Annotated in this window: 14 protein-coding genes; all 14 read right to left on the reverse strand. The window is 71.3% G+C overall.

What is annotated here, in order from left to right; genetic code table 11:
• Window positions 1-248: 248 nt before the first annotated feature.
• A complete protein-coding gene (locus DVS28_RS16720) occupies window positions 249-1,427 on the reverse strand; it encodes a M50 family metallopeptidase (protein ID WP_114592473.1) in 1,179 nt (392 codons plus the stop codon).
• Window positions 1,428-1,486: 59 nt separating this feature from the next.
• A complete protein-coding gene (dxr, locus tag DVS28_RS16725; protein ID WP_216826095.1) occupies window positions 1,487-2,665 on the reverse strand; it encodes a 1-deoxy-D-xylulose-5-phosphate reductoisomerase in 1,179 nt (392 codons plus the stop codon).
• A complete protein-coding gene (gene rlmN / locus DVS28_RS16730; RefSeq protein ID WP_216826096.1) occupies window positions 2,662-3,900 on the reverse strand; it encodes a dual-specificity RNA methyltransferase RlmN in 1,239 nt (412 codons plus the stop codon). Before rlmN ends, dxr begins: the two co-directional genes overlap by 4 nt.
• A gap of 5 nt (window positions 3,901-3,905) precedes the next feature.
• The gene (locus DVS28_RS16735; protein ID WP_114592474.1) at window positions 3,906-4,760 is read right to left on the reverse strand and encodes a phosphatidate cytidylyltransferase; all 855 of its coding nucleotides are present in this window, start codon (window positions 4,758-4,760) and stop codon (window positions 3,906-3,908) included.
• A gap of 24 nt (window positions 4,761-4,784) precedes the next feature.
• Window positions 4,785-5,306 carry a ribosome recycling factor gene (gene frr / locus DVS28_RS16740; RefSeq protein WP_342795447.1) on the reverse strand — a complete coding sequence of 174 codons (522 nt, stop codon included), beginning with the start codon at window positions 5,304-5,306 and terminating at the stop codon, window positions 4,785-4,787.
• A 134-nt stretch (window positions 5,307-5,440) separates the two neighbouring features.
• Window positions 5,441-6,160, reverse strand: a complete 720-nt coding sequence (gene pyrH, locus DVS28_RS16745; RefSeq protein WP_114592476.1) for a UMP kinase — start codon at window positions 6,158-6,160, stop codon at window positions 5,441-5,443.
• 132 nt (window positions 6,161-6,292) lie between these two features.
• Window positions 6,293-6,913, reverse strand: coding sequence for a translation elongation factor Ts (locus DVS28_RS16750; RefSeq protein ID WP_114592477.1), 621 nt, complete (start codon window positions 6,911-6,913; stop codon window positions 6,293-6,295).
• A 43-nt stretch (window positions 6,914-6,956) separates the two neighbouring features.
• A complete protein-coding gene (gene rpsB, locus DVS28_RS16755) occupies window positions 6,957-7,946 on the reverse strand; it encodes a 30S ribosomal protein S2 (RefSeq protein ID WP_114592478.1) in 990 nt (329 codons plus the stop codon).
• A 486-nt stretch (window positions 7,947-8,432) separates the two neighbouring features.
• Window positions 8,433-9,041, reverse strand: a complete 609-nt coding sequence (locus tag DVS28_RS16765; RefSeq protein WP_114592480.1) for a murein hydrolase activator EnvC family protein — start codon at window positions 9,039-9,041, stop codon at window positions 8,433-8,435.
• A 152-nt stretch (window positions 9,042-9,193) separates the two neighbouring features.
• Complete coding sequence (gene whiG, locus DVS28_RS16770) at window positions 9,194-10,072, reverse strand: RNA polymerase sigma factor WhiG (RefSeq protein WP_425461019.1); 879 nt, start codon at window positions 10,070-10,072, stop codon at window positions 9,194-9,196.
• Window positions 10,073-10,102: 30 nt separating this feature from the next.
• Window positions 10,103-11,044, reverse strand: coding sequence for a tyrosine recombinase XerC (locus DVS28_RS16775; protein WP_216826099.1), 942 nt, complete (start codon window positions 11,042-11,044; stop codon window positions 10,103-10,105).
• 69 nt (window positions 11,045-11,113) lie between these two features.
• On the reverse strand, window positions 11,114-12,268 hold the full coding sequence (locus DVS28_RS16780; RefSeq protein ID WP_114592483.1) for a DNA-processing protein DprA: 1,155 nt from the start codon (window positions 12,266-12,268) through the stop codon (window positions 11,114-11,116).
• Window positions 12,265-13,749 (reverse strand): YifB family Mg chelatase-like AAA ATPase, encoded by a 1,485-nt coding sequence (locus tag DVS28_RS16785; RefSeq protein ID WP_164710661.1) that lies wholly within the window; start codon window positions 13,747-13,749, stop codon window positions 12,265-12,267. The genes DVS28_RS16780 and DVS28_RS16785 overlap by 4 nt, the downstream gene beginning before the upstream one ends.
• Window positions 13,746-14,111, reverse strand: a complete 366-nt coding sequence (locus DVS28_RS16790; RefSeq protein ID WP_114592485.1) for a YraN family protein — start codon at window positions 14,109-14,111, stop codon at window positions 13,746-13,748. The genes DVS28_RS16785 and DVS28_RS16790 overlap by 4 nt, the downstream gene beginning before the upstream one ends.
• Window positions 14,112-14,194: the final 83 nt, after the last annotated feature.

Raw genomic sequence — 14,194 nt, forward strand, 5'->3', positions numbered from 1 at the left:
GGCCACCGGCCAGCGGCGTGCGCGGTCCCAGCGTGCCGACCGCCCCCAGCGGCGTGTGCGATCCCCATCCTCCTCGGCCGTCCAACGCACCCACCCTCACCCAGCGTGTCCGATACCCGGCCACTCAAGGCTGGCAATCGACACAGCGGCCGACCCCGTGCGCCTTCCCCACCCTCCACAGCCGCCCAACGCACACGCCAGCCCGAGCCGACGAGCCGCTCGAGCCGGACGAGGCCCCCGACCGGCGGCTACTGGACCAGCTGGGAGGCCGGTTGGGTGATGTCGAGGTACAGGGCGGTGCCGGTGAGCACGACGAAGAACGCGATCACGGCCAGGGCGATCGGGGTGACCACCGACGGGTTCAGGCGGAACTTCGGACGCGAGCGGCCGTCCTTGCGGAGCTTCCGGACGCCCTCGACGCTTTCCTCCACGGCGAGCACGGCGACGTGGCCACCGTCGAGCGGCGGCAGGGGCAGCATGTTCAGCAGGCCGAGGACCAGGTTCAGCTGCGCCAGCACCACCAGCACCGCGAACACATCACCCTGGTTGCCCAGCTCGTTGACGATCTGGCCGGCACCGACCAGGCTCGTGGCGCTCTCGGCCGGGCGGGGTTCGTCACCTGCCACGGACCCGAAGAACGAGGTCAGCCCATCGAGGCTGAAGATGCGGGTCAACCCGTCGACCGTGGCCCGGGTCATGAACCACATCGAGTAGTCCCGGCCGGTGATCTCCACGCTGGCCGAGGGGCTGAACGCCGTCCGCGTGCCGTCCACCAGGCCGAGCGGTTCCACGGCCCCTTCCGGCGCGACGCCGAGGAATCCGGCGCCGGCCCGCTCGGGGTCGGGATGTGCGGCGTCCAGCACGGCTTCGGTGGTGATCGTCTCGCCGTCGCGAAGCACCTCCAGGGCCAGCGTCTCGCCTGCCGCCCCCTCCACGATGTCGCGGATCGGGGCGAAGCCGTCGACCGCCTGGCCGTCGACCGCCACGATCACGTCGCCGGGTTCGAGACCCGCCGCCGCGCCCGGGCTGTCCTCCACGACCATGGCCACCTCGTTGGTGGACATCGGCAGGCCGACGAACGCCAGGCCAGCGATGAGGAGGATGAACGCCAGCACCAGGTGGGTGGCCGAACCGGCGGACAGCACGATGACGCGCTTCCACGGCTTCTGCTGGTAGAACAGCCGGCCGTCGTCGGCGGGGTCGACCTCCTCCCACGGGGTCATCCCGGCGATCTTGACGAACCCACCGGCGGGGATGGCCTTCAGGCCGTACTCGGTCTCACCGACGTGGCGCGACCAGACCGTCGGACCGAAGCCGATGAAGTAGCGCTCGGCCTTCATGCCGAACGCCTTGGCCGTGACGAAGTGTCCCAGCTCGTGCAGGGCGATCGAGAACACGATGGTGAAGACGAAGATCGCGACGAACATGCGGTGTGGTCATCTCCTGGTCGTGTGGCGAGCCGGTGCGGTCGGTCGACCGGGCTCGGTCACCGTCGTCGGATCAGCTCCGCGGCGGTGCGGCGTGCGTCGGCCTCGGCGGCGAGCACCTGCTCGACCGATTCTGCGGTTTGCACGTCGTGGGACTCCAAGGTTGCCGCGACGACCTCGGTGATGCCGAGGAAGTCCAGTCCACGTTGCAGAAACGTCTCGACCGCCACCTCGTTCGCCGCGTTGAACGCTGCAGGGGCGGTGCCACCGGCGCGACCGGCCTGGACGGCGAGGCGGACCATCGGGAAGGTGTCGTCGTCCAGCGGTTCGAACGTGAGGTCCTGCGCGGTCGTCCAGTCCATCGTCGTGGGCGCGAACGCCAGCCGCTCGGGCCAGGTCAGCGCCAGCTGGATGGGCAGGCGCATGTCCGGCGGCGACAGCTTGGCCACGGTGGCCCCGTCGACGAACTCCACCATGGAGTGGACGATCGACTGGGGGTGCACGACCACGTCGATGCGGTCGTAGTCGATGTCGAACAGCAGGTGGGCCTCGATGACCTCCAGCCCCTTGTTGGCCAACGTCGCGGAGTTGATCGTGATCACCGCACCCATGTCCCACGTCGGGTGGGCCAGGGCGTCGTCGACGGTGACGGTCTTGAGCTGATCGCGCGTGCGACCGCGGAACGGCCCACCGGAGGCGGTGACGACCAGGCGCGCGACCTCCTCGGCCCGTCCCCCACGCAGGCACTGCGCGATCGCGGAGTGCTCGGAGTCAACGGGCACGACCTGGTCGGGGGCCGCGGCGTCGTGGACGAGCTGGCCGCCGACGATGAGGGATTCCTTGTTGGCGAGCGCCAGCCGACTGCCGGCGCGGAGGGCTGCCATCGTCGGGGACAGCCCGATCGACCCGACCATGCCGTTGACGACCACGTCGGCCCCGCACCCGGCGACGATCGCGGCGGCGTCGGGCCCGTCGACGACCTCGACCCCCGGCAACGCCTCCCTGATCTCGCGGGCGGCGTCGCGATCAGCCACGCCGACCAGCGACACGCCGAACCGGCGGGCCTGCTCGATCACATCGGAGGAGCGTCCGCACGCCAGCGCCACGACCTCGAACCGGTCGGGCCAGCGTTCGACGACGTCGAGGGTCTGGGTGCCGATCGACCCGGTCGCCCCGACCAGCGCGACGGTCCGCTTCCCGCTGCCGTCGGAGGGGGTCGAGGGCACGACGTGGCTCACGACCGGCCGGTGATCCGCTCGGCCGCCCCGACGGCGACCGGCAGGATCCTGCCGCTGGCGACCTGGTAGTTGGCGTACAGCTGCCCGCAGGCGGCGTCGATGTCGTTGCCGCGGTTGGCCCGGATCGTGGCGGAGATGCCACCGTCGACCAGCACGTCGGCGAACGCCCGCTGCTGCTCGACCGTCGGCGCCGCCCACGGCACCGCCGGCGTGGGATTCATGGGGATCAGGTTGACGTGCGCCAGCCCGCCGGGCATGTGGTGGCTGAGCAGCCGGCGCAGCTGGTGGGCCTGGGCCACGTCGCTGTTGACGTCGGCGATCATCACGTACTCGAAGGTGACGCGGCGTCCGGTGGCCTCGAGGTAGTCGCGGGCGGCCGCCAGGAGCTCCTCCAACGGGTGCTGGCGGTTGACCGGGACCAGGTCGTTGCGCAGGGCGTCGTCGGGCGCATGCAGGCTGACCGCCAGGGTGATCGGCAGGTCGAGGGCCTGGAGCTTGCGGATGCCGGGGACCAGACCGACGGTGGAGACGGTGATCGAGCGTGCCGACAGGCCGAAGGGGCGGTGCAGCCAACGCACGCAGTCCAGCGTCACGTCAAGGTTGGCCAGCGGTTCGCCCATGCCCATGAACACGATGTTGGTGACGTGGTCGGGAACCCCGTCGGGCAGCGGCGACAGCTCGGGCCAGTCCTCGGCGCTGCCCTCGGGGTCGGCCAGCAGGCGCTGCATGACGGTGACCTGGCGAAGGGTCTCGCCCACGCCCAGCTGGCGCCGGAAGCCGATCTGCCCGGTCGCGCAGAAGGGGCAGCCCATCGCACAACCCGCCTGGGTCGAGATGCACACCGTCGCCCGGGCGGCCCGCTTCTCGGTCTTCGGGTAGAGCATGAGGACGCTCTCGATCTCCTCCTTGCGCGCCCCGTTGCCGCACTCGAGGAGGACCTTGCGGGTCAGCCCACCGTCGGCCTCGCTGACCTTGACGACCCGCGGGCGCGTCTGCATCGCCGTCGACAGCTCGTCACGCAGGGCCGCCGGGAGGTTGGTCATCTCCTGCGGGTCCTCCACGCCCTTGGTCAGCCACTCCGTCAGCTGGCCACGCCGGTACCCGGGCTGCCCGTCGAGCAGCACGTCGAGGCCGCCCTCGGTGTAGGGGTCAGGCGGTGTACCGGTGTCAGGCGGTGTACCGGTGTCGGGCGGTGTGCCGGTGTCGGCAGCGGTGGGGTCGGACATGTCGGACATCGGTATCAGATCCCGAAGGCGAGGAGGACGAGGTGGGTGACGGGCAGCGCGAACAGCAGCGCGTCGATGCGGTCCATGACGCCGCCGTGGCCGGGGAAGATGCCGCCGAGGTCCTTGATACCCAGATCGCGCTTGACCAACGATTCGGCGAAGTCGCCGAGGGTCGCGGCCACGACGACGGCGGCGGCGAGGACCAGCGCGGGGACCAGGTCGACCCCCGGCACCGTGCGGGTGGTGACCAGGGCGGCCATGACCAGGGTGGTCACCATGGCGCCGGCGAACCCTTCCCAGGTCTTGCCGGGGCTGATCGCGGGCGCGATCTTGCGGCGTCCGAAGTTGCGACCGAAGGCGTAGGCACCGATGTCGTTGGTGACCGTCAGCGCCGTGCCGGCCATGACGTACCAGTGCCCGTCGGGGCGGTTGAGCAGCAGTCCGAGGGAGCTCGCGGCCACGACCACCCAGACCAGCATCAGCGCGAGCGCCGCCATGCGCGAGACGGCATGGCCGACTTCGTGGCTGGCGAGGACCATGACGAAACCGACGACGAGCGTGGCGTACAGGACGTTGACCTGGACGTCGACGCCCCACCAGTAGGTGCCCAGCAGCATGACGGGTGTGGCGACGGCCGCCACGATCGTCGGGGGCCGGGCCTTGGTCCGCGCGAACGCCGCGTCGAGCTCGTAGAGCGCGACGATGATGTTGACCGCCACGAACACGAGGAACACGACGGGCTCGAGCACGAGGCTGCCGAGGTAGACCGCGGCAAGGCCCAGGCCCACGCCGATCGCGATGGGCAGGTTGCGACCACCCCGCGGCGTGGCAGCCGGCGGGGTACCGTCAGCGGGTTCGGATACCGCCATTGAGGATGAGGATGCTGAAGGCGATCAGACCTCCAGCAGCTCGGCCTCCTTGACCTTCAGCAGCTCGTCGATGCGGGCGGTGGCGGTGTCGGTCCGCTTCTGCAGGTCGTCCTCGGCGCGACGCAGGTCGTCCTCGGTGATCTCGCTCTCGCCCTCGAGCCGCTCGAGCTCGGACTTGGCGGCGCGCCGCGCGTTGCGAACGGCGATGCGGCCGTCCTCGGCACGCTCACGGGCGATCTTGACGAACTCCTTGCGGCGTTCCTCGGTCAGGTCGGGGAACACCACACGGATGACGTTGCCGTCGTTGTTGGGGTTCAGCCCGAGGCTGGACATCATGATCGCCTTCTCGATGTTGCTGAGCGCCCCGCGGTCATAGGGGGAGATCAGCAGCACGCGCGCCTCGGGCGCGGTGACGCCGGCGATCTGCTGCAGCGGCGTCATGGTGCCGTAGTACTCGACGGGCAGCTCGGTGAGCAGCTGGGGATTCGCACGACCCGTGCGGATCTTGGCGAACTCGGCCCTGGTGTGCTCGACGGCGCCGTCCATCTTCAGCTCTGCGTCGTCGAGGATGTCGTCGGTCACGTCGTAGTCCTTCGCTGGATCCATCGGCCCGGGACCGGCCGGCTGCTCGTGAGAGTCCCGCTACTGCCTTGTCGGGGTGACTCGGTCACCCCACGCTGTCATTCAACTATCGTCCCGATCGGCTCGCCCGTCACGGCCCGGCGAATGTTGCCCTCCGTCCGCAGGTTGAACACGATGATCGGCAGGCCGTTGTCCATGCACAAGGAGATGGCCGTGGCGTCCATGACCTTCAGCCCGTCCTTGAGCACCTGGATGTAGTCGAGGCGGTCGTACTTGGTGGCATCCGGGTGGAGCGCCGGGTCGGCATCGTAGACGCCGTCGACCTTGGTGCCCTTCAGGATGGCCTGGGCGCCGATCTCGAGCGCACGCTGGGCCGCCGCCGTGTCGGTGGAGAAGTACGGGGCGCCGAGGCCCGAGGCGAAGATGACCAGCCGCTTCTTCTCCAGGTGGCGCACCGCGCGACGACGGATGTAGGGCTCGGCGAGCTCCTGCATGGCGACGGCGGACTGCACCCGGGTGTCGAGCCCACGCTTCTCGCAGGCGTCCTGCAGGGCGAGGGCGTTGATGACCGTGGCCAGCATGCCCATGTGGTCGGCGCTGGAACGCTCCATGCCCGAGGCCTGGGGGGACGCCCCGCGGAAGATGTTGCCGCCACCGACGACCACACCGATCTCCACGCCGAGGGAGTTGACCTCGACCAGCTGGTCGGCGACGGAGGCCACCACCTGCGGGGAGATCGACGCTGCCTCGTCGGCGAACGCCTCACCGGACAGCTTGAGGAGCACGCGGCGGTAGGGCTTGCTGGGCGAGTCGGCCATCAGGGATCTTTCCGTTGGAATGGAGGCGCGTCGGAGTGGGGGCCGGCGGCGATGGTAGTGGACGGCCCGGGGGCCGGGGCGAACGAACGCCCCTGCGCGACGAGTCGGGCAGGGGCGTTGACGTTGGTGGCGCTAGGCGCCGATGGCGAAGCGGGCGAACCCGCCGATCTCGATCTTCTCGCCGGTACGAGCGCTGGCCTCGGTGACGAGCTGCTCGATGGTCTTGCTGGTGTCCTTGACGAAGGGCTGGTTCAGCAGGACCTGCTCCTTCAGGAGGGAGTTGACCCGACCCTCGACGATCTTCTCGATGATGTGCTCGGGCTTGCCCTCTTCCTTCGCCTGCTGGCGAGCGAAGTTGGCTTCCTTCTCCTTGAGCGCCTCGTCGACCTGGTCCTCGCTGACCGCAACCGGCTGCGCAGCCGCGATGTGCATGGCGATGTCCTGGGCCAGGGCCTTGAAGGACTCCTCCTTGGCCACGAAGTCGGTCTCGCAGTGCAGCTTCAGCATCACGCCGACCTTGGCCGGCATGCCGGGGGTGGGGGTGTGCAGATAGGCGTGCACGAGCCCCTCGTTGGCGGTCCGGTCACCCGCGCGCTCGTTGGCCTTGCGGCCGGTCTTCGTGCGGACGATGTCGGCGGCAGCGTCGAAGTCGCCGCCGGCCTCCACCAGTGCGTTCTTGCAGAGCATCATGCCGGCGCCGGTGGCCTCGCGAAGGGCCTTGACGTCGGCGGCGCTGATCTTGACGTCGCTCATGTCTGGGTTCTCTCGATCGTGGTTGGGTGTGGCCAGGCGCGTGCTACGCCTGGGCCTCTTCCTGCGGGGCGGCCGGGGCCGGCTCCTCGGTGGGCTGGGTCTCGGCCGGCTCGGCAGCAGCCTGGTCGGCGGCGGCCTGGTCGGCCTGGTCGGCCTCGGCGGAGGATGCACCGGCAGCGGCGGCGGCCGACGCGGCCTCTTCCTGCTGCAGGGCGATCTCCCACTCGGCCAGCGGCTCGGCGGCCGGCTGGGCCGGAGCGGCCGGGGCCTCGGTGGACTCCGAGGAGGGGGTGGACGCGGCGGCTGCCGCAGCCTGCTCGGCGACGACGTCGTCGGAGGTGCGAGCGGCACGACGGGCGTACCCCGTGGCGCAGGCGTCGGCGATGAGGTGGGTCAGCAGCGCGCCGGAGCGGATGGCGTCGTCGTTGCCGGGGATGACGTAGTCGATGACGTCGGGGTCGCAGTTGGTGTCCACGACGGCGACGACGGGGATGCCCAGGCGGTTGGCCTCGGCGACGGCGATGTGCTCCTTGACGGTGTCGACGACCCAGATGGCCGACGGCAGCTTCGTCATGGTGCGGATGCCGCCCAGGTTGCGCTGCAGCTTGTCCAGCTCACGGGTGAGCAGGAGGCCTTCCTTCTTGGTCAGCAGCTCGATGGTGCCGTCGTTGACCATGTCCTCGAGCTCGCGCAGGCGAGTCAGGCGGGTCTTGATGGTCTCGAAGTTGGTCAGCATGCCGCCGAGCCAGCGGAAGTTCACGTAGGGCATGCCCACGCGCATCGCCTGCTGCTCGACTGCTTCCTGGGCCTGCTTCTTGGTGCCGACGAAGAGCACGGTGCCGCCGCTGGCGACGGTGTTCTCCACGAACTCGTAGGCACGCTCCAGCATGCCGACGGTCTGCTGCAGGTCGAGGATGTAGATGCCGTTGCGCTCGCCCCAGATGTAACGCTTCATCTTCGGGTTCCAGCGACGGGTCTGGTGTCCGAAGTGGACACCGGCTTCCAGGAGTTGCCGCACGGTGACGACGCCCATGATTTCGTTCCTTTGTGTTCGCGGTTGGACCTCGCACGCGTACCTGACGTTCGGCGCTGCCCCGGCGTGGGGGTGACGTCGATCGCCGGTCGGGCCTCCACCATGTGGTGGACCGCTGGCCCGGCCGCGCGCTGTGTGATGTGGTGGTCTGCTCGCCGGCATGGCCTGCGAGCAGCCTGAACCGTCCGATGCGTGCGCACGACGACGTGCCGGCCCGGACGGGCGCTGAATGGTACACGCGATGTGGGGCAGTGGCCATCCGGGACGATCGGTCAGGGGCCGTCGGGAGCGGGCGGCGACGGGCCGGCGACCGGTCGGCGACCGGCCGGCGATCGGCCGGCCGACCACGAGTTGTGCACCTTGACCAGCCGACCGGCCATGCTGCACCACTCGCCCGGACAGCTGTGCAGCATGGCCGGCCCAGCGGCCGACCTGCACACGACGGTTGTCAGAGGTCGACGACGGCCGACCTGCACACGACGGTTGTCAGAGGTCGACGACCCGACCGCGGGGGACGCGGTCGGGTGAGGTGAGGTGGGGGCGCCAGCGCTCGAGCAGTGACAGCGGGTCGATGTAGTCCCCCGCACCCGCCGACCCTGTCGACCCGCCGTCGCCGACGCGAGCCAACCGCGCACCCCAGTCCAGGTGGCCGACCCCTTCGGCCAGGTGACCCACCACCTCGCCGGCCAGCACCGTCGCACCTGCCTCCACCGACGGGACGAGGTCGCCGTAGGTGGTCCGCAGTCCCCCACCGTGGTCGACGGTCACCCACCCCCGATCAGCGACGGGACCCGCGAACGCCACGGTGCCGGACAGGACGGCGCGGACGGCGTCACCGGGCTCGGCTGCCAGGTCGACCCCCCGGTGGCCGGGGCCGTAGGGATGCTCGGGCGGGTCGAAGAACCGGACGACCCGACCGGGAACGGGACGGATGGCCCCCGTTCCGCTCGTCGGACCGTCCACCACGACCCCACCTGCGGGAGGTGCGGGCGTGCCTTCGAGAGGCACGGCGGCCACGGTCGTGGGGCCGCCGAACACGAGGAGGACCGCGACCACCAGCAGACACGGAACGACGACGACCCGACGAACGACCATGCCCCGCACGCTAGGCAGGGATCCCCCGTTGCGACCGACGGATCCCGGCCACCTGTGGACAAGCCACGAGCGCCGTCAGCGTGTGCAGCGCGTCAGCGTGTGCAGCGTGTGCAGCGCGTCAGCGTGTGCAGCGCGTCAGCGTGTGCAGCGCGTCAGCGTGTGCGGGCGGCCATCCGGGTGCGCAGGCCGAGGACGGCCTTGGTGTGCATCTGGCAGACCCGGGACTCCGTCACCCCGAGCACCTCGCCGATCTGGGAGAGGGTCATGCCCTCGAAGTAGTAGAGGACGATGACGGTCTTCTCGCGGTCCGTCATGCGGTTGATCGTCTCGGCGAGCAGCCGCCTGATCTCGGCGTCCTCGAGGGCGGCCTGCGGGTCGGGGGCGGCATCGTCGGCAAGCGTGTCGACCAGCGACTGCCGGTCCCCCTCCTCCCCCTGGATGCTCTCGTCGAGGGCGGCGATGGAGGTCAGCGACACCTGGGTCAGCACCTGGCGGAGGTCGGCGACGGACATGTCGAGCTCCTCGGCCAGCTCCTCCTCGGTGGGGGTGCGGTCCAGCTTCGCCTCGAGCTCGCGCAGGGCCTTCTCGACCCGCTTGGCCTTCGTGCGCACGCTGCGCGGAATCCAGTCGATGGACCGCAGCTCGTCGATGATCGCGCCCTTGATACGGGTGATCGCGTACGTCTCGAACTTGAAGCCCTTGGAGAGGTCGAACTTCTCCAGCGCGTCGATGAGGCCGAACATGCCGTAGCTGACCAGGTCGCCGTGCTCGACGGAGCTCGGCAGGCCGACCGACACGCGACCGGCGACGTACTTCACGAGCGGCGAGTACTGGAGGATCAGTCGCTCACGGGCGTCGGGGTCGCCGTCGTCCTTGAAACGTGTCCACAGGTCGACAACGCCCGGGTCCATGGAGGACGTGGGCGTGGTCGTCTCAGTCGGTGCCGTGGAGGTCACTTCTTCGGAGTCTACGGGTATCTCCCGCCAAGCTGGTGGTAGGCGGCGACGGCGGAGGGCGAGGACGAGTGCCATCGAGTCATGCGAGCCGACCCATCCCCTGTCTCACGCCCGCGGGTGCGCCTGAGTGTAGACCGAGCGCAGGTGGGCACGAGAGACGTGGGTGTAGGTCTGCGTTGTGGCCAGTGCAACGTGGCCGAGCAGCTCCTGCACGCTGCGCAGGTCGGCACCGCCCTCCAGCAGGTGCGTGGCGAAGCTGTGGCGCAGCAGGTGCGGGGTGACGTGTCCGACACCGGCGGCGGCACCGTGGGCGCGAACCAAGCGGTAGACCTCGTCGCGGCTGATCCGTCCCCCGCGCCTGGCGAGGAAGACCGCGTCGGCGTGGCGGTCAGCGTCGTCACCTGTTGTGCCGGCAGGTCGCAGCGGCAGGTGGGGGCGTCCCCGGTCCAGCCAGGCCCGCACGGCCTCGACCGCGGGAGCGCCCAGCGGGACGAGCCGCTGCTTGTCGCCCTTGCCGTGGAGGGTGGCCCGGGATCGGCCCAGGTCGAGCCGGTCGGCGTCGAGGTCGACGAGCTCGCTGACCCGGGCGCCGCTGGCGTACAGCAGCTCCAAAACTGCCCGGTCGCGCAGCCCCACCGGGTCGTCGCTGGAGGGTTGTCGCAGCAAGGCATCGACCTGGTCGCGGCGCAGCACCTTCGGCAACGACTTGTCCAGCTTGGGGGTGTCCAGCAGCGCGGCCGGGTCGCTGGTCACCCTCCCGCGCTTGACGAGCAGCCCGAAGAAGGCCCGCAACGACGCCCGCTTCCGTGCGATGGAGGACCTGGCGAGGCCGCGCCGGCGACCGTCGGCGACGAAGCGGCGCAGCACCTGCAGCGTGACCTCGTCGGGGTCGACGATGCCGAAGTCCGCGCACCAGCTCGCCAGCTGGCCGGCGTCGCGCAGGTACGCCTGCACGGTGTTGTCCGACAGCCCTCGTTCCATGGCGAGGTGGCGCCGGAACTCGTCCAACGCGGCGACCCATGCGCGGGGAAGCGGGTCATCGCTCACGACGCCAGCCTGCCCGTTGGGTCGACGGCGTCCAAGCACCATCGACGGCCAGCACCATGCACGGGCCCGTCAGCGGCGCATGGCGACCACCCCCTCGGGAACCTGACGGGCGAGGCCGACACCCTCGAGCCTGCCGACGGCCACGAGGACCTGCCGGGCCGTCAGCCCGGTCGCCGCGGACAACGCCGAGATGCTCGCGGGCACCGGGCCCAGCCGACCGACCAGCACCTCGGCTTCCGGCCCGAGCTCGTGGACCAGGCCCGAAACCCCGGACGCATCCCCACCGCTCCCCTCCCCCAACTCCGTGGCCGCGACCGAGGCGTCACCCGGGTCGCCGAGGACGTCCAGCACGTCCGCGGCGTGGCGCACGGGGACGGCCCCGTCGCGCAGCAAGGCCAGCGCCCCGGCGGCCGACGGCGTGGAGGGGCTCGCGGGGACCACCATGACGTCGCGGCCGAAGTCAGCGGCCCAGCGGGCGGTGCTGAGCGCGCCCGACCGTTGCCCGGCCTCGATGACGACGATGCCGTCGGAGAGTCCGGCCAGGATCCGGTTGCGGGCGATGAACTGGGTCGGGTGCCGCACGCCCCGGTCGTGGGCGTACTCGCTGACCAGCCCGCCGCTGGCCATCACCTCGGCCCGGAGCGCCCCGGACCGCGCGGGATAGTCGACGTCCATGCCGGTGCCGAGCACGGCGGTGGTGTTCCCGCCGGGGACCGACAGCGCACCACGGTGAGCGGCCTGGTCGATTCCCTTGGCGAACCCCGAGACGACCTCGACCCCGGCCTCGGCCAGGCCGGCGGCCAGCGTGCGGGCCAGCTCGGCCCCGTCCAGGGTGGGTCGCCGCGTGCCGACGATGCCGACCGCTCGCCGCGGCGACATCGACGTCCCGATCCGTCGTCGATGCACCCACAGCGGTCCGCCCTCCTCCCACGCCGCGACCAGCCGCTCGGGCATGCCCGGTCGACCGCCGGCCACGAGCAGCTCGTCGACCGCGCCATCGGCGCGCGCACCAGCAGGACCCTCGACCCCGGGCCCGCGTGGCATCCCCGGCAGCCGGTCCTGGCGGTGCCCCGCCCGCTGCTGGAGGAACTCCACGACCACCGACGGGCTGGCCTGCGGGCCGCACGCCGTCCGGGCCCGTCCCAGGTCCTCGGGGCTGCACCCCAACCCCACCAGGCGGACCACCGCATCCTGCAGGTCCTCCGGGGACAGCTCGGCGGTCATGCGGCGACCTCCCACACGCGGTCCAGCCGACCGCGGTGGGCCACCGCCTCGTGCGCGTCGTCGGGGCCGACGACGGTGTTTTCGGCCAGGTCGGCGCAGGTACGGGCCACGCGCATGGCCCGGTCGAACCCGCGGGCGCTGAGTCGACCCCGCCGGGCGGCGTCGACCAGGACCTGCAGCGCCTCGCGCGACATCGTGTCCCGCACGACGGCGGCCGCGGCACGAGCGTTGAGGACCCCGAACCGGTCCAGCGCGCGCTGTCGTGCCCGGGCCACCCGCGTCCGGACGACCGCGGTCGGTTCGCCGCCGGCGCCGCTGGCCAGCGCGTCGGCCGGGACCTCCTCCACCAGCGGGGCCAGGTCGAACCGGTCGGCGAGCGGGCCGGTCAACCGGGCGCGGTACCGCTCGACGTGGTCGGGTCGGCAGCGACAGCCGGTTCGCGCCGGCCCGCACGGGCACGGGTTGCTGGCCCCGACCAGCAGCACGTCGGCGGGATACGTCACCGTCGCGGCCGCGCGGGCGATGCGAACGTTCCCCTCCTCCAGCGGCTCGCGCAGGCCGTCGAGGACGTGGCGTTTCCACTCGAACAGCTCGTCGAGGAACAGCACGCCGTGGGTGGCATGGCTGACCGCGCCGGGTCGGGCGATGCCGCTGCCACCGCCCAGCAACGCCGCAGCGGAGGAGGAGTGGTGCGGGGCGGCGAACGGCGGGCGGACGTCGAGCCTGTCGACCGTACCGACGCGACCGCTGACCGATCGGACCGCCGCGACCGTCAGGGCTGCTTCGTGGTCGAGGTCGGGCAGCAGGCCGGGCAGCCGCTTCGCCAGCATCGACTTGCCCGACCCCGGCGGGCCGAGCAGCAGGACGTGGTGTCCGCCCGCGGCAGCCACCTCGATCGCCCTGCGGGCCTCGGGTTGTCCGACGACATCGGCCATGTCCGGCGGTGGGTCGAGGGGCTCGACCGGGGGCGGGGCCTGGGACACCACCTCGACGTGACCGCGGAGGACCGCCAGCAGCTCCGACACCGACGCCACCCCGATCGGTGCGCCTGCACCCCCGACGGTGGCCTCGTGGATGTTGGCCAGCGGCACGACCACGTCGTCGAATCCACGGATGCTGGGCAGCACCCCGGGGACGCCGCGGACACCCCCGTCGATGGCGACCTCGCCGACGAACACCTGCTCGCCCACCGGTAGCTCGCCGATGGCCCGCAGGACCGCCACGACCATCGCGAGGTCGAACCGGGCACCCCGCTTGTCGACGTCGGCGGGTGCGAGGTTGATCAGCACCTTTCGCTGGATGACGGAGTGTCCGACCGCACCGAGCGCGGCACGGACCCGATCCCCTGCCTGCCGGAAGGACGGGCCGGTCCCACCGAGCACGGTCAGGCCGGGCAGCCCGACCCCGACGTGCGCCTCGACCGTGACCGGCGTGGCCTCGAGCCCCAGCAGCGCCACCGACCGCGCGACGCCGATGCTCACCACACACCCCGATGGTGGGTGATGGCCCAGCGCCCGTCGTCGGCGAGGTCGAGCGCAACGACGTCACCGCGGACCGGCCCGCGGTGCGGATGTTCGGCCAGGTACAGGCCGGTCAGCCGTCGCAGCCGTCGCCGCTTCTGCCAGCCGACGGCCTCGCTGGCCGTCCCGGCAAGCGTGCTCCGCCGGGTCTTGACCTCGACCACCACGAGCGTGTCCCGATCACGGGTGACGAGGTCGAGCTCGCCGCGCACCCCCTCCACGGAGGTGCGCCAGTTGCGGTGGAGGATCTCGTGGCCGGCCGCCCGCAGGTGGTCGGCCGCGAGGGCCTCACCATGGGCACCGAGCTGCTGTCGGTCGTGCATGGCTGCACCGTAGGAAGACGCCAGCAGGTGCTGCCGAGAACCTCGACAGCACCTGTGGACAACCCGTGGGGGCAAGCTCGCTC

It is taken from the genome of Euzebya pacifica, from assembly GCF_003344865.1.
GTDB lineage: Bacteria > Actinomycetota > Nitriliruptoria > Euzebyales > Euzebyaceae > Euzebya > Euzebya pacifica.

Bases quoted from the DNA above. Each gene is read 5' to 3' on its own strand.
- DVS28_RS16720 (WP_114592473.1), bottom strand. From the start codon at position 1,427: ATGTTCGTCGCGATCTTCGTCTTCACCATCGTGTTCTCGATCGCCCTG.
- rlmN (WP_216826096.1), bottom strand. From the start codon at position 3,900: ATGTCCGACATGTCCGACCCCACCGCTGCCGACACCGGCACACCGCCC.
- DVS28_RS16735 (WP_114592474.1), bottom strand. From the start codon at position 4,760: ATGGCGGTATCCGAACCCGCTGACGGTACCCCGCCGGCTGCCACGCCG.
- frr (WP_342795447.1), bottom strand. From the start codon at position 5,306: ATGGACGGCGCCGTCGAGCACACCAGGGCCGAGTTCGCCAAGATCCGC.
- pyrH (WP_114592476.1), bottom strand. From the start codon at position 6,160: ATGGCCGACTCGCCCAGCAAGCCCTACCGCCGCGTGCTCCTCAAGCTG.
- DVS28_RS16750 (WP_114592477.1), bottom strand. From the start codon at position 6,913: ATGAGCGACGTCAAGATCAGCGCCGCCGACGTCAAGGCCCTTCGCGAG.
- rpsB (WP_114592478.1), bottom strand. From the start codon at position 7,946: ATGGGCGTCGTCACCGTGCGGCAACTCCTGGAAGCCGGTGTCCACTTC.
- DVS28_RS16765 (WP_114592480.1), bottom strand. From the start codon at position 9,041: ATGGTCGTTCGTCGGGTCGTCGTCGTTCCGTGTCTGCTGGTGGTCGCG.
- whiG (WP_425461019.1), bottom strand. From the start codon at position 10,072: ATGGCACTCGTCCTCGCCCTCCGCCGTCGCCGCCTACCACCAGCTTGG.
- DVS28_RS16780 (WP_114592483.1), bottom strand. From the start codon at position 12,268: ATGACCGCCGAGCTGTCCCCGGAGGACCTGCAGGATGCGGTGGTCCGC.
- DVS28_RS16790 (WP_114592485.1), bottom strand. From the start codon at position 14,111: ATGCACGACCGACAGCAGCTCGGTGCCCATGGTGAGGCCCTCGCGGCC.